The 20,895-nt window shown below is 49.8% G+C and carries 16 protein-coding genes; 10 read left to right on the top strand and 6 right to left on the bottom strand.

What is annotated here, in order from left to right; translation table 11 throughout:
* Positions 1-27: 27 nt before the first annotated feature.
* Positions 28-369, bottom strand: coding sequence for a hypothetical protein (locus AWQ23_RS12855; RefSeq protein WP_030007807.1), 342 nt, complete (start codon positions 367-369; stop codon positions 28-30).
* A 199-nt stretch (positions 370-568) separates the two neighbouring features.
* On the opposite strand from AWQ23_RS12855, the gene AWQ23_RS12860 reads away from it, so the two are divergent.
* The 5 genes from AWQ23_RS12860 (at position 569) to AWQ23_RS12875 (ending at position 8,107) form a co-directional block, all read left to right on the top strand.
* Positions 569-2,116 (top strand): pitrilysin family protein, encoded by a 1,548-nt coding sequence (locus AWQ23_RS12860; protein WP_030007808.1) that lies wholly within the window; start codon positions 569-571, stop codon positions 2,114-2,116.
* Positions 2,117-2,235: 119 nt separating this feature from the next.
* Positions 2,236-2,481 carry a DUF4160 domain-containing protein gene (locus AWQ23_RS15795; RefSeq protein ID WP_071884936.1) on the top strand — a complete coding sequence of 82 codons (246 nt, stop codon included), beginning with the start codon at positions 2,236-2,238 and terminating at the stop codon, positions 2,479-2,481.
* The gene (locus tag AWQ23_RS12865) at positions 2,453-2,725 is read left to right on the top strand and encodes a DUF2442 domain-containing protein (RefSeq protein ID WP_062436010.1); all 273 of its coding nucleotides are present in this window, start codon (positions 2,453-2,455) and stop codon (positions 2,723-2,725) included. The genes AWQ23_RS15795 and AWQ23_RS12865 overlap by 29 nt, the downstream gene beginning before the upstream one ends.
* 2,688 nt (positions 2,726-5,413) lie before the next feature.
* Entirely contained in the window at positions 5,414-7,576 is a 2,163-nt protein-coding gene (locus AWQ23_RS12870; protein ID WP_397428305.1) for an endonuclease MutS2, read from the top strand.
* A gap of 72 nt (positions 7,577-7,648) precedes the next feature.
* Positions 7,649-8,107 (top strand): phosphate-starvation-inducible PsiE family protein, encoded by a 459-nt coding sequence (locus tag AWQ23_RS12875; protein ID WP_030007941.1) that lies wholly within the window; start codon positions 7,649-7,651, stop codon positions 8,105-8,107.
* Between the two features lie 76 nt (positions 8,108-8,183).
* Here AWQ23_RS12875 and AWQ23_RS12880 read toward each other — a convergent pair whose 3' ends face one another.
* Positions 8,184-8,990 carry a hypothetical protein gene (locus AWQ23_RS12880; RefSeq protein WP_062436012.1) on the bottom strand — a complete coding sequence of 269 codons (807 nt, stop codon included), beginning with the start codon at positions 8,988-8,990 and terminating at the stop codon, positions 8,184-8,186.
* A gap of 107 nt (positions 8,991-9,097) precedes the next feature.
* Here AWQ23_RS12880 and murG point away from each other — a divergent pair, with 107 nt between their 5' ends.
* Positions 9,098-10,147, top strand: a complete 1,050-nt coding sequence (gene murG / locus AWQ23_RS12885; protein ID WP_062436014.1) for an undecaprenyldiphospho-muramoylpentapeptide beta-N-acetylglucosaminyltransferase — start codon at positions 9,098-9,100, stop codon at positions 10,145-10,147.
* Here the strand turns inward: murG and AWQ23_RS12890 are convergent.
* On the bottom strand, positions 10,131-11,936 hold the full coding sequence (locus AWQ23_RS12890) for a protein phosphatase 2C domain-containing protein (RefSeq protein WP_062436016.1): 1,806 nt from the start codon (positions 11,934-11,936) through the stop codon (positions 10,131-10,133). The genes murG and AWQ23_RS12890 overlap by 17 nt on opposite strands.
* A gap of 147 nt (positions 11,937-12,083) precedes the next feature.
* On the opposite strand from AWQ23_RS12890, the gene AWQ23_RS12895 reads away from it, so the two are divergent.
* The 3 genes from AWQ23_RS12895 to hemH all read left to right on the top strand — a co-directional run bounded on the left by AWQ23_RS12895 (position 12,084) and on the right by hemH (position 16,569).
* Complete coding sequence (locus AWQ23_RS12895; protein WP_062436019.1) at positions 12,084-12,521, top strand: NfeD family protein; 438 nt, start codon at positions 12,084-12,086, stop codon at positions 12,519-12,521.
* Positions 12,522-12,665: 144 nt separating this feature from the next.
* Positions 12,666-15,248: an EAL domain-containing protein gene (locus AWQ23_RS12900; RefSeq protein WP_062436021.1), complete on the top strand. Its 2,583-nt coding sequence runs from the start codon at positions 12,666-12,668 to the stop codon at positions 15,246-15,248.
* A 160-nt stretch (positions 15,249-15,408) separates the two neighbouring features.
* A complete protein-coding gene (gene hemH, locus AWQ23_RS12905; protein WP_030007947.1) occupies positions 15,409-16,569 on the top strand; it encodes a ferrochelatase in 1,161 nt (386 codons plus the stop codon).
* Between the two features lie 76 nt (positions 16,570-16,645).
* On the opposite strand, the gene AWQ23_RS12910 is transcribed toward hemH, so the two are convergent.
* The 3 genes from AWQ23_RS12910 to AWQ23_RS12920 all read right to left on the bottom strand — a co-directional run bounded on the left by AWQ23_RS12910 (position 16,646) and on the right by AWQ23_RS12920 (position 19,690).
* Positions 16,646-18,619 (bottom strand): bifunctional aldolase/short-chain dehydrogenase, encoded by a 1,974-nt coding sequence (locus AWQ23_RS12910; RefSeq protein WP_062436023.1) that lies wholly within the window; start codon positions 18,617-18,619, stop codon positions 16,646-16,648.
* 64 nt (positions 18,620-18,683) lie between these two features.
* Positions 18,684-19,331 carry a pyridoxamine 5'-phosphate oxidase gene (gene pdxH / locus AWQ23_RS12915; RefSeq protein ID WP_062436025.1) on the bottom strand — a complete coding sequence of 216 codons (648 nt, stop codon included), beginning with the start codon at positions 19,329-19,331 and terminating at the stop codon, positions 18,684-18,686.
* 101 nt (positions 19,332-19,432) lie between these two features.
* The gene (locus AWQ23_RS12920) at positions 19,433-19,690 is read right to left on the bottom strand and encodes a MoaD/ThiS family protein (protein ID WP_062436694.1); all 258 of its coding nucleotides are present in this window, start codon (positions 19,688-19,690) and stop codon (positions 19,433-19,435) included.
* Between the two features lie 149 nt (positions 19,691-19,839).
* Here AWQ23_RS12920 and AWQ23_RS12925 point away from each other — a divergent pair, with 149 nt between their 5' ends.
* Positions 19,840-20,397, top strand: a complete 558-nt coding sequence (locus AWQ23_RS12925; protein WP_062436026.1) for a J domain-containing protein — start codon at positions 19,840-19,842, stop codon at positions 20,395-20,397.
* Positions 20,398-20,895: the final 498 nt, after the last annotated feature.

The following is a 20,895-nucleotide window of genomic DNA, read 5'->3' on the forward strand; positions in this document are numbered from 1 at the left end:
TTTCGCCTGAAATATCTTGCTCTACTTTTATTCTTCCCCGTCATCCTCAGAATCATTCTCTAAAGCTTCTGACTCCACCGCCAAAAACTTTTCCAAAATAAACTGTAACTTCGGCCGCGCAATGTAGGGCCATCCCCCTTCTGTTTCCATGTCCCGCAGGATGTTGTACAGATCCCGCCGCCGTTCCGGGAGACTCGGATAAAAATAATCTTCAGAAATTTGACGATGGGTGAATTCTAGTTCGCGCAAAATCTCCAGGAGCCTTTCCCCGTTGCCTTCATATTGGGCGGCGATCGCTAATAATTCCTGCTGGATACGGTCAAGTTGTTCAGAGAGATTAGCGGCAGAATCAGGGGAAACCATGGGCATCGAAAATCAAAGATAGGACAAAGTAGACCCGTCGATCTTACTATTTATTCCCGCCAAAATTTGCCAAGGAGTCGCCCATTTCTCCGGTTTTCAGGGGATCAATGCCGCTATTTTCCGATCTAACCCGTCGGGCATTCCAAAAACTTTCCTTTAGAATAGGACGAGAATATTTTCTTCAAGATCATCACCAAAAATCTCCATGTTTAAAGGGTTGTTCCGTCGTAGATTACTCGCCAGTTGCTTAATCGCCGTGATCAGTTGGCAACTTTCCCCCGCCATCAGTTGGGCCCAGGTTCCTGGTGTGACCCCCTCGATTCAACCCTACCTCGACCAAGTCATTGAAAATATCACCGAATTTACCCTCGACAATGGCCTGCAATTTATCGTGCTCGAAGACCGGAGCGCCCCCGTCGTTTCCTTTGTCACCTATGCTGATGTGGGCGGCGTCGATGAACCCGACGGCAAAACAGGGGTGGCCCACTTCCTCGAACACCTCGCCTTTAAGGGCAGCACAAACCTCGGCACCACCAACTACGAGGCCGAACAAGTCCTATTAGATCGCCTTGATCGACTCTTTGACCAAATGCAGCAGGCCAAGGAAGCTGGCGACATGGCCCAGTTCGAGACCCTTGAAACCGAATTTCAGCAGGTGCAAGCAGAAGCCAACGAATATGTCATCCAAAATGCCTTTGGCCAAGTGGTTGAAGCCGCTGGGGGGGTTGGGTTAAATGCCGCCACGTCCGCCGACTATACCCAATACTTTTACAGTTTCCCTAGCAACAAATTGGAATTGTGGATGTCCCTCGAGTCGGAACGCTTTTTAGATCCTGTTTTCCGGGAATTTTATAAGGAGCGGGAGGTGATCCTCGAAGAACGGCGGATGCGCACGGATAATTCCCCCATCGGCAAAATGGTCGAAGTCTTTCTTGATACGGCCTTTTCGACTCACCCCTACCGTCGTCCGGTGATCGGTTATGACGAAGATATCCGTAACCTGACTCGCCAAGATATTAAGGATTTCTTTGCGGAACACTACACCCCCGATAACCTCACCATCGCCATCGTGGGAGATGTAGACCCCACCCAGGTCAAAGCCATGGCAGAGGTTTACTTTGGTCGTTTCCCCAAAGCTGCAGCCTTGGAGGAACCGCCGCTTCCTGTGGAGCCGCCCCAAACAGAAACCCGTTCTGTCACCCTCGAACTCCCCAGCCAACCATGGTACTTGGAAGGCTACCATGCGCCCCAGTTAACGGATCCAGACTATGTGGTGTACCAAATTATCGCTTCGATTCTCAGCAATGGTCGCACGTCCCGTTTGTACAAGTCCCTCGTGGAAGAACAACAGGTGGCCCTGAATGCGGAAGGGTTTAATGGTTTTCCCGGCGAAAAATATCCGAATATTATGTTGCTTTATGCCCTCACAGCTCCCGGAAAAACCGTAGATGATGTGGCTGCGGCCTTTGCGGCGGAATTGGAACGCTTGAAAACAGAGCCAGTGAGCCCTGAGGAGCTAGAGCGGGTAAAAACCCAAGCCCGGGCCAGTCTGTTGCGATCGCTAGATTCCAATATGGGTATGGCCCGCCTACTGGCGACCTATGAAGTGCAAACGGGAGACTGGCGGGAGTTGTTCACAGAGCTAGACCGCATTGCTGCGATTACCGCAGAGGATGTGCAACGGGTTGCTCAGGAAACCTTCACCCCAGAAAATCGCACCGTTGGGAAGTTGTTGTCGGCACCGACGGAATAGAGACGGAATAAAGAATAAAGGCGATCGCCGAGGCCAAAGTAATTCTTGGAGAATAGGCGATCAGGGGCGGTCATCATCAAAAAGGCGATCGCCCCCAGTTAAAAACTTAAACAAAAACGATGCCTACTGTTTTAAGGATTGGCCCATATCGTCTGTACTTTTTCAGTCATGAACCGAATGAGCCACCTCATATCCACATTGACCGCGATGCTGTGTCAGCTAAGTTTTGGTTAGAGCCAGTTAGTCTTGGAAAAAATATCGGTTTTAGTGCCAAAGAGCTACGCAAACTGTACAAAATAGTGGAAGAACATCAAAAAATATTATTGGAGGCGTGGTATGGGTATTTTGGCGATTCAGGCAGATGAACGAGTTAAAGATGTCAGCTTTACAATGGAAACGATTAGTGTTGCCTTGATGGATGGGCGAATAATCACTGTTCCCTTAGCTTGGTATCCGAAACTCCTCAATGCGACTGAAAACCAGCTTCTTAATTGGGAGCTTTGTGGTGGTGGCTATGGAATCCACTGGGAGGAACTTGATGAAGATCTCAGCACAGAGGGAATGTTGCGCGGTGCACCTTCACCATTGTCAAACTCGACGATGCCATAGCCAAGGCGATCGCCTAAACTCATAGATGTTTTGTGGGACTATGAGCGAATTGTCTTTAAATCAAGAAACATCAAGGATAATTACAGATTATCACGATAATTTACAGAACAGAATTTCATGCCCATCTAGGCACGAAATCAAAGTGTTGAGACAAAGATATTGATGGGATTTGGACTTTTCATAACAAATAGTAATCAAGAGCCTAGTTTATCTAGCTATTCACCACCTCAAATCAACTATTTTGCCAAATAAATAAAAAGCAATCAGTCTAAGGGTAGATTTCCGATCGTCTTGAATTTTTGATGAAGAGTGATTGAAAAATAAAGTAGCTCATCTAATATGTGAAGAATATTGTTTCACTTGTTAAATAAGTTTGGATTCTCTCGGATTTTTCGGGAAGTCTACGTAAAATAGAAGCATAATTTTGGTGTGTGGGTATGAACTTCAAGAATTTAAAACAAGTCAAAGGTACTAGGGCAGTAGTCTATACTGCGATCCTTCTATCTTGTGGCCCTATCTTCGCGGCTTCAGCGAATCCGGCAGAGCATCTTCTCTCAGACTCCAGCCCGGTCATAGAAAGACAAGAAAACAAAAGACGCGTCAAACCTCAGTCAGTCCCTGAGTTTGAAACTCGACAGCAGACAAGTTTGATTGCTCAATCTGGTAGTGGTGCTTCATCGACAGGCCAATCCTCGTTACCAGGAGTCACTGGTGGTGTCGAAGATACGAGTGTTTCAGAGCCTGGCTCCCCTTCTAATATTAGAAATGTTGATGAACAATTAGAGCAACTGCTCTCTGAGCCAGACGAAGTATCGCCAGACGCAGAAGTTGATGACGAGACTATCGCCGGAGAAGAAGATCCAGAGCAAGAGCTAGAAGATATTCTTTCTGAATCAGACGATCAAGATGAAGACACTGGTGTACAAGTCATTTCCGAAAGTCAATTACGGTCTTTAAATCCGCGCTATTCCACTGTTTATTTGGATACCATGCCGGTCTCTCATCTTTCGGATTTGGAGGTTTCGACGAATATTCTCAGTGGAGACTTTACTGTTCGTGATACTGGGTTTGAAATTCTGCAAAATTTGGGGTCTGGGATCGGTGCAACAGTAGAGGATAATGTTTTAACGACAGAATTTTACGGTAACTTCCTCCAGGTTAAAACGGCTCAGCAGTTGAGGGAAGTGACAACAACTCTAGAGGTGCCCATTACCATACAAGGTTTCCGGTTGAGACTTAGCTTAACTGGTTCTTGTGATCTAGTCCCCCTCGATGAACAAAGCCCAGAGGCGCTAGAAGACGGTGCTGTTTGTAGCTATATTCCCCCTATCAAACTCGTCTATGAAGACACAGAGCCGACCAACTTAATTCCAGTTGATATTCTTGCTGGAGAAGATTTTGAAAGTTTTCAAGGGGGAGGTTTAGAGGCATATCAATTTGGAGAGGTCGTTCCTGCCTCCGATGCTAATGGAGATCCTATTGAAGGGTCACTACTTGGTCGTATTCAAGCAGAAGGCACTGACTTTTTTATTGGCTCGGAAGAAACCTTGGAACCAGGAGAAAAGCAACTGGGTGTAGATCTTGACGTACGCAACTCTGGTTTTGCAGAAAATACAGAACGTAATCGATTTACTAGAAGATCTGAAGAAATTGATTATGTGGTAACAACTAAACTCGCCAATGTCCGCCAAGTTATTAAGCAAAACAGCGAAGAAGCTGTTTTAGGTCGCACCGTCCGGGCACTTAATATTATCCCCAATGATGAAAGTGTCGAGTTAGATATTGTTGCTCAACTTGCGAGTATTTGGTTGCCTGATGCTGAACCCACCTTAGAAGGGACTGAGAAGCCTTACAATCCCAACATTAATACCAACTTATTCAGAGCAGCTGATGCAGCAAGAATTCCAGCGAATAGCTTTGCCTGGTATCACGCGGGTATTGCTAGAGCAGAAAGTGTTCCTCCTTTAGCACCGGGTGAAGAGCGTGAATTATCAGACATTCCAGTTGGCCGCTACAACGGGATCTGGCTTGGTTTATCGCCTGTCATTGAGCGTAGTTTTAGAGTTACTGAGGATGGTAGTCTCTTCAGAAACATTTCTGCACCACGCTTGACAAATTCTGCTTTTGAAGAAGCCGGTTCAGGGAATACAGACATCAATATCGATGTTTTTGGGGTATTTCTAGACGAATTTGGTGAAGTTGAAGACATTGTCGATATTGACTTTAATGATGTCCCCAATGCATACACCCAGATTGGTATTGACTTCTTTGAGAGAGATGCGATCGCCCCCAATACTGTTGTATATCGTGAACTGACAAACTACATTCCCCATATCAGCTTCACAGGAACTAAAGTTGATGCCCGTAACCAAAAGCGATACTATACTGGACTGCTTTGGGATTACACCGAAGGTGAATCAGGGCAAAAGTTTCGTTCCTATGCAGGGGCTGACTATCAGTATCTCAACCCTGAAAGAGGCGTGCGAGCTTTTACTGGTTTGATTGGTTACATTAATCCTGACCGAGACTACTACAGTCAGGTTTGGGGTGAAGTTGCCAAGACGTTTACTTCTGCGGATAAAAATACTGGCTTTACTTTAGGAACGTCCCTTGTTTATGCCATTGACCAAGCAGATGACGTTGGCGATGATATTTTTGTTGATGCAGACGCCAGTAAATTTTTACTGAGTGCGGGCGACCGTGGGCGGGCTGATCACTGGCAAAGATTTATTGCTCATTGCCACCACCTTAGCTGGGGTAAGGCGACTACGGCGCTTAGTGGAAAATGCCGAACTAGAACTCCCCCAATTAAGCCGCCTGGTGGAGCAGGTGCGCACCTACCCAGAATTAGAACAAGACATTCACCATTGCATCGATGACCGGGGGGATGTCACAGACCGAGCTAGTCCCAAACTCGAAGGGATTCGCGTCAAAATCAAAGGGGCTAGGGAGCAGATTTACCAAACTTTGCAGCGGATCATGCAGCGGCACAGCGGCTCAATCCAAGAAGCGGTCATTACCCAACGGGGCGATCGCTTTGTGTTACCCGTCAAAGCAGGACAAAAGGAACAGATTCCTGGCATCGTCCACGATATTTCCAGTACGGGCTCGACCCTTTACATCGAACCGAAAGGGATTGTGGAGTTGGGCAATCGCCTCCGTCAGGCGGTGAAACAAGAGGAGCGGGAAATTGAAATTGTCCTGCGTCAGCTCACCGAAAAAGTAGCTGAGGTCGTCGAAGATCTCGAAAAACTCTTGGCGATCGTCACCACCCTCGATCTGGCCATGACCCGTGCCCGCTATAGCCTTTGGCTCGAGGGGCACCCGCCCAAATTTATCGCCCCCGATCAACCGACGATACTGCGGCAGTTGCGCCATCCTTTGCTGGTGTGGCAAGAGAAACAAGAAGAAAGCCTGGAAGTGATGCCGATCAATGTGCAAATCCGCCCAGAAATCCGCGTTGTGGCAATCACAGGCCCCAATACTGGCGGCAAAACTGTCACCTTGAAGACTCTGGGAATGGCTGCGCTCATGGCGAAAGTGGGTTTGTTTATTCCGGCGATCGCCCCAGTGGAAATCCCTTGGTTTGACCAGATTTTAGCTGATATCGGTGATGAACAATCTCTGCAGCAGAGTTTATCGACCTTTTCCGGTCATATTCGCCGTGTGGGTCGCATTATTGAAGCTTTAGACCAGGACAATCAGAATAATCTTGTGCTCCTCGATGAAGTGGGGGCCGGAACCGATCCCACCGAAGGTAGTGCCCTAGCAATCGCCCTGTTGAAATATTTAGCAGACCAGACCCAGCTCACGGTGGCCACCACCCATTATGGCGAACTAAAGGCCCTGAAGTATGAAGATGAGCGCTTTGAAAATGCCTCGGTAGAATTTGATGAATATTCCCTTCGGCCCACTTACAAGTTACTTTGGGGGATTCCGGGACGTTCCAATGCCTTGGCGATCGCCAAGCGTTTGGGCCTAGATGCGGAGATTGTGGAAACGGCCCAGGATCTGTTGGGGAATACCAATACTAATGTTAACGAGGTGATTGCGGCCCTTGAAGCCCAGCGGCGGGAACAGGAACAAAAAGCAAAGGAAGCCGAAGCTCTCCTCAAACAGACCGAACGTTTCTATACGGAAGTTTCTGGCAAGGCCGCCGATCTCCAACGCCGGGAAGCAGAACTCAAACTTGCCCAAGACCAACAGGTACAAGCGGCGATCGCCGAAGCCAAAGCCGAGATTGCCCAGGTAATTCGTACTCTACAAAAGGGTCAGCCCACCGCCCAAAAAGCCCAGGCCGCCACCGAAGCCCTGGGGGACATTGCTGCGAGCAAAGTGAGTCAACCCAAACGGAAAAAACCGGGTTATCAACCACAACTGGGGGAAAAAATTCGCATTTCTAAACTGGGGCAAACCGCCGAGGTCATCGAACTAGACCCTGAAAATAAAACCCTTGTTGCCCGTTTTGGGGTGATGAAAATGTCCCTCGATTGGACAGAAATTGAATCACTCCAGGGCCAAAAAGTCGAAGCAGAGCCCAAGCCAAAAACCCCGAAAAAACAAGCCACTCCCAAAGCAAAAACACCCGAAACCGTGACGGTGCGAACTACACGCAACACCATCGATATCCGGGGACAACGGATGCACCAAGCAGAAAGTAGCCTCGAACAGGCGATCGCCAATGCCACCGCTGCGGGTTCCCAGGTCATTTGGATTATCCACGGCAAAGGTACCGGCAAGCTCCGGGAAGGCGTCCACGAGTTTTTGAAATATCATCCCCAAATTCAGCGCTACGAACTCGCCGATCAGAAAGAAGGGGGGGCTGGCGTCACCCTGGCCTATTTTTCCTAAGAAGGCCGCATACTACAATGTTTCCCTGGGAATCCTTTTGTATCAGAACACCAATCTAGCCCCAGGGACTCAATGCTCAAGCTCTTTAAACGCTACGAAAAATTAATGATTCAAATCTTGCTGGCGATGATGGCGATCGCCATTGGCTTAGCAACCCTAGATTTTGGTTGGTTCCTGTTCCAAAGTATCGCCGCCCCCCCGATACTGTTGTTAAACGCTGACCAACTGCTAGAAGTTTTTAGTCTCTTTATGCTGATCATCATCGGCATCGAACTCCTAGAGAGCATTATCAACACCTATCTCTCCAAGGGACGCCCCCATTTTGAGGTGGTTTTATCCGTCGCCATTATTGCGATCGCCCGGAAGGTAATTATCCTAGACATCAAAACTACCGATAGCGTGAGTTTATTTGGCATTGCCGCAATTATTCTTTCCCTGACGGTGGGCTATTACTTCATGAAACAAAGCCACCCCGAAGATGGGTATTCCCCCGACCTAGACCCGACCAAAGACCAAAAACCGCCCCAGTAGCGTTCTCAAACATTGAACACGGAGCGGTAATTGACGCTATTTAGAGATTTCACTCAAACAAAATTAGCCGGACAAACTATAGACCGTTAGCCTGGAGAGGCGCATCTTCAACCTTGACCCGGTGGGTGGTGAGCACCATGCCATCACTGCGTACCACCAGGGCCGAGTACCACATATCTCCCGCTTCGGTGGGGGCTTCTACCCGTTTAAAAATGCCACCAGCAGGGAGGATATTCAGATCAAAAGCCTCTGGATTCGTGTAGGTGCTGCTAGTAATCGGTTCTTCGAGGGCACCACCCAATAAAATCTCTTCCCCCAATGGATCCTGCACAATCACATCAAAGCCAAAATCAGCGGCAGGGGCGACGGTTTCTGGAATGAGAACCTTGAGGGCCGGGGGATTGTCACCACTGGTGAGGGTTGACGCTTCGGACAAAATATCTTGGCTAATGAGTTTGTCCCCTTGGAATGTCTGTTGGGAACGGATTTTACTTTCGTAGTGCACCCAGCGACCTGCTTGTTTCTTGAGGCCCCGCACTTGGGTTTCGGTTTCGGCCACAAGGCGATCGCCCGTTTGCTCCCAATTGAGCAGCTTGGTGTTGTAGCTTAGGCGGGGATATTCTTCCCAGAGTTGGGTTAACAAATCCTGTAGATCAGTCTTAGTTAGCCCGTCGCTATGGGTGAAATTCTCACCGTAGAAATTTAAGAGTTGCTCTAATTGCTGGTCATTGGCAGCTTGGTCAATGTCTACCAAAAGATCCGTAAGGGAGGCTGGGGCAGTGGCCGGAGTGCGGGCCTCGCTGCGTAAACCAAATCCCAAGGTCAAAACTCCCGTGGCGATCGCCATGCCAAAAAACCGTTGCCAAGATTGCCAGTAGCCCATAAATTTTCCATCACTCCTTCAAACGGACAAGTTCCCATCAGTTGATCGGAACGTGTAATCTATTCTAGAACCTGAGACGAAAAACGACTGAAATTGTGGCAAAGGCAGTGACCCGAATCTTGATGGCGGCCAGTGGCACCGGGGGACATCTCTTTCCGGCCCTGGCGGTGGCAGAAAAATTAACGGACTGTGAGATTGAATGGCTGGGGGTGCGCGATCGCCTCGAAACGGATTTAGTGCCTAATCAATATCGCCGCCATGCGGTCACGGCCAAGGGACTCCAGGGCAACCCCCTTCAAAAGCTAGCCAATGGTTTGCAGTTGCTCGCGTCTATTTTTCAAACCTACAAAATTTTAGGCGATCGCCAGATTGATCTTGTCTTTACCACCGGGGGATATATTGCCGCTCCGGCAATCCTGGCGGCGCGACTGCGACGAATTCCGGTGATCCTCCACGAGTCCAATGTACTTCCCGGTAAAGTGACCCGCCTGTTGGGGCAATATGCCACTGCTGTGATTGTAGGCTTTCAGGAGTCGGCCCAATATTTACCCAAGGCAAAAACCATTCACCTCGGTACCCCAGTGCGAGCCGAATTTCTCACGCCCCAACCCCTAGAGTTGGATCTTCCAGGCGATCGCCCTTTGATTTTGGCGATGGGAGGCTCTCAGGGGGCCGTGGGGATAAATCAATTGGTGCGTCAATGTGCGGGCCGCTGGCTCGAAGCCGGAGCCTCGATCGTTCATATCACCGGGAAAAACGACCCTGATGTTAGTCAGTTCCAAGCCGAAAACTATCTCACCTTACCCTTTGTTGAGAATATTGCTCCCCTCCTGCAACGGGCGGACGTGGTGATTAGTCGCTCCGGGGCCAGCGCCCTGACGGAATTAACCATTACCAAAACGCCGGCCATTCTGATTCCCTATCCCTACGCCGCCGAGGATCACCAAACCCTCAATGCCCAGGTTTTTGCGAAACACGAAGCCGCACTGTTAGCACCCCAGGCTGAATTAACCCCTGAATCCCTCACGGCGATGGTCTTGGGTCTATTGGAAGCACCGGGGAAACGGGAGGCGATCGCCGCCAATGTCGCCGCTTTAGGGATGCCAGAAAGTGCCGAAAAAATTGCTTATTTCCTGCGTACTACTCTACGTTTGTAGGGGTTTCAAGATTCGGATCATCCGGTTGCGTCGGTAGAGGTTCACGGTTTAACAGCCAGTTCAAACCAAAGGCCGCCAGGACTAACATCAGAAGAATCGCCACTAAACTCACCAAAATTAAGGTGAACTGGGACAGACTGTTTTCCGCTTCTGGTTCCGACGCCAGTTCCGCCTCAAGGGTTGTATCTAGGGCCAGATCTGGGGGGACAAATTCCGGCTCAAAGTCTTCAGGGGCGGGAGCCGTTTCAAGTTCCGGGGCCTGGGTGAAGGTGTCCGTTGTGAAGCGGTAGAAGGCGATCGCCGCCGTAATATTGTCCCCAGGATTTTTGGCGATCGCCTTCTCAATCAAGCTCTGGAGCAGGGCTGCCGGGGGCAAATGACCCTGGATCATCACCGGGGCGAAGGTCTGCCAATGGGACTCTAAAAATCCATGGTCACTCAGGCCGTCGGAACAGACCACCAACACCCCATCTTCAGCAAACACGAAGCGGCGAATCACAGGATGGAGGCGATCGCCCCCTTTAATCCCTAAGGCTTGGGTGAGGGCCATGTGATCGGGGCGCTGTAACCCTTGACGATAAATAGCCCGGCCCGCCTGGACTTCCCGACTGAGCACATCATCATCCACCGTTAAGCAAACGCATTGATCTTTAGTGATCCAATAGGCCCGGCTGTCCCCCACCTGGGCAATGTAGAGTTCGTGGCTGTGGCTATCCTGGAGTTCGTCGGCCTTGGGTCTTTGGGGTACCTGGAGGGCAAGGGTTAGAGTAGTGGCCATGCGATCGCCCCCTGTGCGTCCTTCTTGATCGTTACGTTCGGCGATCAAGTTATTTGTAATGCGAATGTAGGCCGCTAGCTGTTGTTCGATGACCGCCGGGGGCACCACTTCATCGGTATCAAATAGCCCTTGGAAGAAACCTGTCAGTTGCAACTTAAGGGACTGAATTGCCAACTGACTCGCTACTTCACCTTGGCCATGGCCTTCAACGCCGTCACACACCATTAATAAATGATCACTCAAGGCTAGGGTTGCCGTAGGGGGAGCGGCTAAATCCTGGGTTGTAGGGTAGTGGGCATCTTGGTTGCTTGTAGGGAGTTTTCCCTGATCGGTGGCACTGGCGATCGCCATTTGCAGATGTTGCTGGCTAGACTGCTCTAAAAGGAGTTGATTTAACCGGGGCAAAATGATCTCTAGATCGGCATTCGGATCGTTGAAGCTCTCAATCATTTCCGTCAGCAGTTCTTGGAGTGGTGGCGCGCTTTCGGATAAGAGCGATCGCCAGGGAGTTGCTAAGGCCCCTAAGGTTACAGGCTCACCAGGGGGATCGGCCAATAATTCCATCAGTCGGAGTCGCCAACCATCGACCCGGATATTTTCTAATGGTAAAAGACTGGTACCCATGGCCACGACCGCTAAATCTTCCCAAAGATCGAGCATTTGCCACAGCCAATTTAACTGTTGCAGGGGAGAAGCATCTGCCCAGACCGATCCTAGGGCAGGCAGCAGTTCCCCTTGATTGTTAATTGGGATGTTGTCGAGGAGTAAAATTTCTCCTTCCGGGAGAGATAAAATATCGTAAACGCGGGGCAGGTGCAGTTGACGGGAATATAATTTGCCATAGCATTCGGCCAGGTCATTGGGGGCTGTGCAGTCCGGTGGTGCTTCGGGCTTGGTGTCTTGCCAAATTTGCGGCGCAACCACCCAGTAGCGATCGCCAACAAGATCCGCTGCCTGAAAGGTTAACGCCAAGGAACCCGATGCTCGGAGATAAGGAAGAGTAATAGACATAAACTTTAAAAAACAGTACAGCGCACAAACAGCCCAGGCCCAGTAGTCAAGCTATGATGAAGTCAGCGGTCAATGGTGCTGACAGACGGAGGCCATCCCTGATCGAAATTATATGGCGAAAAATCCCCAGTATTAGGGTCTCGGTGAATGCTCAATCCTTTAATGATCTGGTTAATTATTGGCGCGGTGCTTTGCTCCCTAGAGTTTATTTTTCCCACCGCCTTCATGGAGTTTATGCTAGGGCTTGGGGCCGTGGCCGTGGCTGTCATTGTGTATCTCATTCCGAGCCTGAATCCGAATATACAAATTTTTCTATGGCTGCTGTTTTCGACCATCGCCATTGTGAGTTCCCGCCGTTTTTTTACCCCCAAAACTTCCATGCGGACCATCAGTGATGCTGCCGATGCCGAAACCCTAACGGCGATCGCCCCCGGTGAAGCTGGCCGCGTTTTGTACGAAGGCAACTCCTGGCGCGCCCGCTGCGCCGACGAAACCGTCACCATTGATCCCCATCAGACCGTTTATGTGCTGCGTCGGGAAGGCACAACCTTAATTGTTATGCCCCGGCATCTCCTTGAACCCTAGGCCCATGTCCCTAACTCAGAAGAGGTTTAGTTAAGCTCAGTTAACCTGTAAGCAATTCTATAATTTGAGAAGTTTTTCACCGATAAAATACATTTAGATTGCAGCTTTTTTCCGACACCATTTCTTACCGCTCTAGCCATATCTATGTACCAGTCCCTTGCTGCCCTATGTGCCGCTTTAATGTTAACGGGCATTGTCTATGTCCTCGTAAAACATGATCAAAAAATCGCGATGCGGCAACAGGACTATCGCTACATTATTTTTGGTTGCATCCTGTTAGCTTTAGGGCGTTGGTTATCTTTTTTGCAATTCTCCCAATACCTCGGTACCCAGTGGCAATCTTTAGGAACGGTCTGGCAGTTCGGTGAGCGATTTATTAGTGAAGGTGTTGGGCTGATCTTCGTTGGCGTTGGACTGGTGCGGTGGTTGCCAACTTTAACGACGTTCCAGCGGCGGGCCTCTGCCTACAGACAGACCAGTGAAGCCTTAGAATCCGAACGCAATATTCTCCAAGGATTATTTAATAGTCTCCAAGGCGCGTTGTTCGTCTGTGATGGTGCGGGCAACTTTATCCGTTGGAATCGTTTTTATCAAGAAGTGCTCGGTTTTAGTGATGCAGAAATGTCTCACCTCAAGGCGATTGAGACAGTTGTGCCTGAAGATCGAGAGTTTGTGCAGCAACAGTTACTAGAAGTTTTTAGTCAAGGCTATGCAGAAGGGGAATTTCGAGTCCGGACAAAACAGGGCAACACGTTAAGGTTATATGGCTTTGCGTCGCGGGTTGAGCTTGATCTCGATCAAAATGCTTCGGGATTTACGGGCATTGCCATTGATATTTCTGCCCTCAAACAGGTCGAAGCGGAACTGCGACGTTCCCAACGGTCTTTGCAGATGCACAATTGCTTCTTGACCTTGGCCCATGCCCTTACCCAGCGGTTACATGGCTCCCTAGAAATTGAAGATATCGCCCGGGAAACCACGACAACGCTACATCAATATTATGCAGAAACTTGTATTGGTTTTTATTTATTAGAAGGTGCAACTTTTGAGGATGGCCTACTCAAGCTCCAGAGCCATGCGGGTTTTTCGTCGGAAAGGCGCGTTGCCCTCAATCAACTCACCGCCAGCCATCGTCTTTTTCGCTATGCTTTGCAGGATAAAACGCTCCAAATTTTAGACGCTGCGGAGTTAGCTTGTTTTTGTGATGATCTCAGTCCCCAAAGTGTTGCCCTGAGCAATGCGGCAAAGGTTTTAACGATTCCTTTGATTTTCCATGAACAACAGTTTGGCTTGCTGTTGATGCTATTCCAAGAGGATAAAACCTTAGCTTCCTATGAAATTGATACCCTCCGCGCCCTGGGTCAGTCGATTTCTTTGGCGATCGCCAATGCGCACCATTTCAAAGAACTGCGCTACCAAGCCCGCTACGATAGTTTGACGACCATCGGCAATCGCAATCTATTCCACGACACAATTCAGGAGTGGTTAAATACTCCCTCCTTGGGGTACGAGTTAATCATTGTGATGCTGATTGACCTAGACCGTTTCAAGGATCTCAATGACACCCTGGGCCACAAGCTTGGGAATACCTTTCTGCAACAGATTGCCCTGCGCTTACTCTCGGCCCTCAGTCCCTACCAGGGGATTGTCTGTCGTTTGGGGGGAGATGAATTCGCCGTTGCCTGTCCGATGATGCACAGTGAATGGGAAGAAGCCTGTCAGCATGCGGTGGAATTGGCCGATATTTTGCAGGCAGCGATCCAACAACCCTTTGTCACGGCGGGCAATGTGATTCACATTACGGCGAGCCTGGGGATTGCGATGTTCCCCAACCACGGGACAGACAGCCACGCCGCCCTCCGCAGTGCCGAAGTGGCGATGTATGCGGCAAAACAAAAACGTACAGCCTATGAGATTTACCACGAAGATATTGACCACTACACCCCGCGTCGCCTCGCCATTCTCTCTAGCCTCGGGAAACCGAGCGCCCGCCAACAATTCTTTTTATGCTACCAACCGAAGTTTGATCTCCGGCAAAAAAGACTGATCGGCGTAGAGGCTTTGGCCCGTTGGCACCACCCTACGTTTGGGCTTATTTCCCCCGCTGAATTTGTCCCCCTCGCGGAACAAAGTGATGCAATCCACGCGCTGACCTACTGGATTTGGGAAGAAGCTTTCCAACAAAAAAAAGCCTGGCAAAACCAAGGCCTTGATTTGGCGATCGCCCTTAATCTATCGGCCTGTAGCTTGCTCGATCCAAACTGCCTGACCACCTTTGAGTCGCTCCTCCAGCAATATGAAATCATCCCTGCACAGGTTGAACTCGAAATTACAGAAACCGCCCTCATGAGTGACCCGCGCTATGCCCTAGAGCTATTACAATGCTTCGCTAATCTGGGGGTGCATTTATCCATTGATGACTTTGGTACCGGATATTCTTCTCTGAGTTATCTACAGCGGTTTCCGGTTCATGCCCTAAAAATTGATCAATCCTTTGTGGTGGATATGCTCACCAACGAACAAAGCCTGGTGATTGTCCGCTCGACGATTAATTTAGCCCACAGCCTCGGCCTAGAAGTGGTGGCAGAAGGGGTCGAGAATCAGGCCATCCTGGATTTACTCAAAGAAATGGGGTGCGACATTGCCCAAGGATATTTTCTCGGGCGTCCCCAAAGAGCCGAACAGGTCCATCGCTTCTCCGCTGAAGGCCTCAAGCGAGTTGTTTAGAAAGACACTACTTGGGCTTGCCGAAAACCTGAAAAATAAAGTGGTGAAATGTAAACTTTTTCGACTTTCTTGTAGCCACCACGACAGGCACGCCGTCCCAAAGAGATATATTGTTACAATAACTTAAAGAAAATACCAGTAAATTTAATTTGTATCAGCTATGGGTCGTGTTGGGGTCTTATTACTTAACCTAGGTGGGCCAGACAAATTAGAGGATGTCCGTCCTTTTTTATTTAATTTGTTTGCTGACCCCGAAATTATTCGTTTACCCGCGCCATGGATGCAAAAGCCGCTTGCTTGGCTCATTTCCACGCTCCGGGCCGGCAAATCCCAAGAAAACTATAAAGAAATTGGCGGTGGTTCGCCCCTCCGACAAATCACCGAGGCCCAGGGGACAGCCCTCGCCCAAAAGTTGGCGGAGTGGGGTCAAGAGGTCAAAGTTTATGTGGGGATGCGCTACTGGCACCCCTTCACCGAAGAGGCGATCGCCGAAATTAAACAAGATAACCTTGATCAGCTTGTGGTATTGCCCCTTTATCCCCAGTTTTCCATCAGCACTAGCGGGTCTAGCTTCCGGGTGCTCGAAGAAATGTGGCGCACCGACAAAGACCTCAATCAACTCGATTACACCCTCATTCCCTCCTGGTATGACCATCCCCAATACATTGCTGCGATGGTCGATCTCATTCGCCAAGAGCTGGATCAATTTGAAAACCCAGACCAGGCCCATATTTTCTTTAGTGCCCATGGCGTCCCCCAAAGCTATGTCGAAGAGGCAGGGGATCCTTACCAACGGGAAATCGAAGAATGCACCAAGTTAATCATGGAAGCCCTTGGTCGTCCCAATGACTACACCCTGGCCTACCAAAGTCGTGTTGGCCCCGTAGAATGGCTCCAACCCTACACCGAAGATTCCCTCATTGCCCTGGGCGAAAAAGGCGTGAAGGATTTGGTGGTGATTCCCATTAGTTTTGTGTCTGAGCACATCGAAACCCTCCAGGAAATCGATATTGAGTATCGGGAAGTTGCCGAGGAAGCTGGCATTGAAAATTTCCGCCGCGTTCCGGCTCTGAATACCCATCCATTGTTCATCGAATCCTTGGCGAACTTGGTCACCGATTCCCTCGAACAATGTCCTCGCACCTTTGGTCAGGTCACCCACCCCAAAGAAAATATGAAAATGTATCCCCAAGAATTGTCCTGGGGCATGAATACCAGCGCCGAGGTTTTAAATGGCCGCCTCGCCATGATCGGCTTTTTGGCGTTGTTGTTGGAGTTGATTAGTGGCCAAGGCCCGCTCCATTTTGTTGGCATTATGTAAATAACATCCCCCTAGCTCCCTCTGCGGAAGTGACATCCCCCTAGCTCCCCCTTCGGAAGGGGGACTTTGTTTATATTTAGATGACGCGCTCGTTACCGCCATCAAGGGGAATTTGGGCGGCGGTTGTTTTAGCGAATAGATCACTGCAAAGGGTTACGGCACATTCGGCGACGTCCTGGCTAGTGATTTCCACCTGGAGGAGATTGTTTTTCTTGTAATCTTCAATGGTCAGGCCGTAGGCTTTGGCGCGTTTTTCGAGCACTTCAGGTGTCCAAATTCCTGTATCGAAAACGGCATTGGGATGGACGGTATTGATCCGAATCCCGTCTGAACCCCATTCGAGGGCGGCCACCCGTGCCAGTTGGTTGAGGGCCGCTTTGGAAACGGAATAGGCAGCCACCCCTTGACCTGGGGCAGCAACATTTTTCGAGCCAATGATCGCGACCCGGCCCCCTTTCGGTGCCAGTTTCAGAAAAGGATGGCATTCCCGCAGCAGAACCAAATTGCTGTCGAGATTAATGTCGAGTACCTGTCGCCAGTGGTCGGTGGAGAGATTGGCGATCGCCTGGCTGGGGGGGAAAATCCCGGCGTTAAGAATTACCATGTCCAGACCACCAAAATATTGGACTGCTTGCTCTAAGGCGTTTTTAATTTGGGTTTCGTCGGTGAGATCGCAAGTCAGGCCAAAAAAATCGGGGCGATCGCAGAGGGTTTCGATGGCGGGGTTGATATCCAGAGCTACCACTGCAGCACCTCGTTTGAGGAGAGATTCAACGCAGGCTTTGCCAATGCCAGAGGCGGCCCCCGTCACCAGGGCAATTTCGCCGGTGAATTCTGGTGGATTGCCCCCTTTTTTTAGTTTGGCTTGCTCTAGATCCCAATATTCCATGTCAAAAATGTCCTTTTGAGAAAGGGCTTGGTAACGACTGAGCTGTTCAGCGCGGGAAATAATTTCGATGGTGTGGCGATAAATATCTGCAACGATGTTTGCGGCTTTTGCTGTTTGACCAATGGTAATTAAACCGAGTTCCGGATCGAGAATTACCCTGGGGGCTGGATCGAGCATGGTTTTGGGTTCCTTGGCCTGGGGCGCTTGGCTGGCAAAATAGGCTTTGTAAGCGGCGGCGAACCCTTGCACATCGCGACCAATTAGGGGCACAGGTTTGGTGCGGATCACATGATCAGGGGTGGCGGGATTTTGTTGGGAAATGCGCCCTAAGTCTTCCCGTTGGGTAAAGTTCAAAATTTCCGGGCGGTGATCACCTTTAAGAATCACGGGGAAACCTGCCACCTGGGAAACGTCGTAACGGAGCTGCGCTAGGGTTTCGGCGATGGGAGTGTCACTGGTTTTTACAGAACGTTGGGGAATCTGCCAAGCCCCTTGCTGCTGGAGATAGGTTTCTGCTTCCTGGACGAGGGCAATCATCCGCTCGTAGGATTCTTTGGCCGTCGCCCCAAAGGAGAAAATCCCGTGGTTTAACAAAATCATCCCCTCGGTTTGGGCGTGGGCGGCGGCGGCAAATTTTTCGGCACAAAGGCGAGCGAGGTCAAACCCCGGCATGATATAGGGAATAATCACCAGGCGATCGCCATAAATTTCCTTGATGCGATCCAGTCCCTCCGGTGTGTTGGTAATCGTCACAATCGCGTCGGCATGGGTGTGATCGACGTATTTGTAGGGCAAGATCGCGTGCAAAATCGTTTCCACCGAGGGAGTCGGGGCGGTGGCGACGGTCATTTGGGTCTTTAGTTCGTTGACCATCTGGGGGTCACTTAGGCTGGGTAACTGAGCCAATTTCAACAAATGCTGCATCCGCACCGGGGCAAAACCGGCTGCTTCGATGGTCGCCAAATCCCAACCGCTCCCTTTGACGTAGAGGATTTCTTCGGTTTCGCCGACCAGGTTCGTTTCTGTAACCTTGACGGAGGTATTACCACCGCCATGGAGTACCAAAGAGGGATCTCGCCCTAACAAACGCGACGTGTAAACCCGCAGGGCCAAATCCCCCTGGTAGGTGGCTGCTTCTTGATCATTCCAAAGGCTTTTCATGTACTGAGTTCCGCTAAATTACACAGTACAAATCTTAGGCTGCTTCGGGTTGCGGAGCTAAAATTTACGGCGCTAAGCGTTGCCGTTGCCAGGTGCGATCGCCTTGTAAGGTAAACACAAGCCGGTCATGGAGCCGACTGGGACGTCCTTGCCAAAATTCAATTTTTTCGGGCTTCACCAAAAAGCCGCCCCAATGGTCTGGCCGGGGAATCTCTTTATCGGCGTACTCGGCTTCGAGGTCTTTGAAGCGCTGTTCGAGGACTTCCCGATTGGCGATCGCCTGACTTTGGGTAGAGGCCCAGGCCCCAATTTGGGATTTACGGGGGCGGCTGGCGAAATATTCATCGGAGCGTTCAGGAGGCAGTTTTTCGACGGTGCCTTCGATGCGTACTTGTCTTTCTAGGGGTTCCCACCAAAATACCAAAGCCGCATATTGGGTTCCTGTTAGTTCCAAACCCTTTTGGCTGGTGTAGTTGGTAAAAAAAGTTAATCCAGCGTCACTAAAATCTTTTAAAAGCACAACCCGCGAACTGGGTTTCCCGTCAGGGCCGACGGAGCTGAGAACCATCGCATTGGGCTCACGAATTTCTTCGGTTTCCGTTGCCTGCTGAAACCAAGTGGCAAATTGCACCATGGGGTCATCGCTCACATCATCTTCATGGAGACCCGCTTTGGTGTAATTTTGGCGGAGATTGGCAACGTGCATAATCATCGGCGGCACCAACGAACTAACGGTAATGGACTTAAAGGACAGAACAAAAGTCGCTTTGTATTGTAGTGGAATTTTTTCCAGCGGGTGGTGCGCTCAAAAAATCAACCACCACTGACGGGAGGAATCAGAACCACTTCATCGCCCTCCTGGAGCACTGTTTCCGGGGAGACAAATTCTAAATTCACGCCAAAGCGGGTGACGGCCTGCCATTCTGCCAAACTGGGATATTCACTGAGAATGCGCTGGAAAACGTCCATAACTGTGCTGCCAGGGGCAACTTGCCAATGTAAAACTTCGGTGCCGTAGGTTTCCTGGTAGATTGCGAAGAGCTTAATGGTGATTTGGAGCGGGGCAGACATTGAATGTTTTCGGGTGAGGGGGAGTTGTGAGGACATTTTCAGAGGATCATAGCGGTGTTGTTGGGGTTTCGCCAAAGGAATCACGCTGACAGGATTTTTTTGGGGTATCCTTGGGTTAAATTTCGCCTCCTTCCAGATAACAACCATCGATGAATCTCCTTGAGTGCTACAAAATTTTAGGGTTACGGGTTGATGCAGAGCTGGAAGCAGTAAAGGCGGCCTATCGTCGTTTGGCGCGGCAATGTCACCCGGATGTAAATCGTGGCGATCGCCAAGCGGAATACAAATTCATCCAGATTACCCAAGCCTACAAAGTCCTAGCAGAAATCCACCGTTCTCCGGACAAACAAACTTGGCTCCCATCCCCGGAACCACAGCAGCCCACGGGGAAGGCGATCCTTTCTCCTCTAGATCAGCGGCTGAAGTGGCAGAGCTACCAACGGCTCCAGGACTGCCTACAACAACAGCGCTATGCTAGGGCGATCGCCTTAATGGAAGGTCTAGCCCAGCGGCTCCCCCAGGATCTAGAGGTGCGCCAATGGCAAGGGATTACCTACCTCAGTTGGGGCCGCCATTTACTCCAACAGGGGCAGCACCACAAAGCCCGCACCTATCTCCACAAAGCACTCCTGGCTGACCCCCACAACCGCAAACTCCGCCAACGGGTAGAGGAACTCTTGCAAACTATTTTGATTCCTGCGATTTAATCGAGGCCGCAAAAAGTGTAGTAACCGCCGTCATTGCACCTTTTCTGGTGGGTGGGTGGCTGTTGGGGACTTGGACATATTTGACGAAAACTGCTGGCGATCGCTTAATGAGTACCACAAAATAGGTTTAGCCTTGTTTTAAGACGAATCTTAACCCTGGATCGGCTCAGCCAAAGACATCTGCTGCCAAAGGCTGACAATTAAATTTTGTAATCCTGGGTGCGTCATCTGTCCAAAGGCAGATCGCTAGATAGACATCGTTAAGAAATGCAGATATGATGAAAGAACAGTAAAGAAAAACCATCTTTTTGTAATGAAAAAATAAAGTACATATACTTACTAGCAAAAGTAGCTCTTAAAAAAAGGCGATCGCCGCTAGAGCTTGTCGTTAACAAAAACATTTTTTCTGCGCTGTTATCGGCCAGTTGTTGTTCCAACTGACCCAACAAGATTCAAAAAACCAAATAAGACAAAGTTTATTTTTTTAGAGAACTTCTT

The organism is Picosynechococcus sp. PCC 73109, assembly GCF_001521855.1.
Taxonomy (GTDB): Bacteria; Cyanobacteriota; Cyanobacteriia; order Cyanobacteriales; family MRBY01; genus MRBY01.

Bases quoted from the DNA above. Each gene is read 5' to 3' on its own strand.
- AWQ23_RS12855 (WP_030007807.1), bottom strand. From the start codon at position 369: ATGCCCATGGTTTCCCCTGATTCTGCCGCTAATCTCTCTGAACAACTT.
- AWQ23_RS12860 (WP_030007808.1), top strand. From the start codon at position 569: ATGTTTAAAGGGTTGTTCCGTCGTAGATTACTCGCCAGTTGCTTAATC.
- AWQ23_RS15795 (WP_071884936.1), top strand. From the start codon at position 2,236: ATGCCTACTGTTTTAAGGATTGGCCCATATCGTCTGTACTTTTTCAGT.
- AWQ23_RS12865 (WP_062436010.1), top strand. From the start codon at position 2,453: ATGGGTATTTTGGCGATTCAGGCAGATGAACGAGTTAAAGATGTCAGC.
- AWQ23_RS12875 (WP_030007941.1), top strand. From the start codon at position 7,649: ATGCTCAAGCTCTTTAAACGCTACGAAAAATTAATGATTCAAATCTTG.
- AWQ23_RS12880 (WP_062436012.1), bottom strand. From the start codon at position 8,990: ATGGGCTACTGGCAATCTTGGCAACGGTTTTTTGGCATGGCGATCGCC.
- AWQ23_RS12890 (WP_062436016.1), bottom strand. From the start codon at position 11,936: ATGTCTATTACTCTTCCTTATCTCCGAGCATCGGGTTCCTTGGCGTTA.
- AWQ23_RS12895 (WP_062436019.1), top strand. From the start codon at position 12,084: ATGCTCAATCCTTTAATGATCTGGTTAATTATTGGCGCGGTGCTTTGC.
- AWQ23_RS12900 (WP_062436021.1), top strand. From the start codon at position 12,666: ATGTACCAGTCCCTTGCTGCCCTATGTGCCGCTTTAATGTTAACGGGC.
- hemH (WP_030007947.1), top strand. From the start codon at position 15,409: ATGGGTCGTGTTGGGGTCTTATTACTTAACCTAGGTGGGCCAGACAAA.
- AWQ23_RS12910 (WP_062436023.1), bottom strand. From the start codon at position 18,619: ATGAAAAGCCTTTGGAATGATCAAGAAGCAGCCACCTACCAGGGGGAT.
- pdxH (WP_062436025.1), bottom strand. From the start codon at position 19,331: ATGATTATGCACGTTGCCAATCTCCGCCAAAATTACACCAAAGCGGGT.
- AWQ23_RS12920 (WP_062436694.1), bottom strand. From the start codon at position 19,690: ATGTCTGCCCCGCTCCAAATCACCATTAAGCTCTTCGCAATCTACCAG.
- AWQ23_RS12925 (WP_062436026.1), top strand. From the start codon at position 19,840: ATGAATCTCCTTGAGTGCTACAAAATTTTAGGGTTACGGGTTGATGCA.